We start from the raw sequence: 287 nt of genomic DNA on the forward strand, positions 1-287 counted from the left end.
TGGGATAAACCGCCGCTCATTAACGCACGGTCTGAAACTGCGGCCACCAGCAGAATGTTTAAACCACTCTGGCAGCATGGCCGCGCGATTTGCTTTGCTGATGGATGGTTTGAGTGGAAAAAGGAAGGGGACAAGAAACAACCTTACTTTATTCACCGGGCAGACGGTCAGCCGATTTTTATGGCTGCGATCGGCAGCACACCATTTGAACGTGGAGATGAAGCAGAAGGTTTCCTGATAGTGACAGCTGCGGCCGACAAAGGGCTGGTAGATATTCACGACAGGCG

At 51.9% G+C, this 287-nt stretch carries 1 protein-coding gene; it reads left to right on the forward strand.

Annotation, left to right across the window (positions count from 1 at the left end; translation table 11 throughout):
• Positions 1-287: SOS response-associated peptidase family protein (locus tag OGV69_RS01310; protein ID WP_286469003.1), on the forward strand; the 287-nt coding region annotated here is incomplete at both ends.

This window comes from Citrobacter sp. Cc139, from assembly GCF_030334645.1.
Taxonomy (GTDB): domain Bacteria; phylum Pseudomonadota; class Gammaproteobacteria; order Enterobacterales; family Enterobacteriaceae; genus Citrobacter; species Citrobacter werkmanii.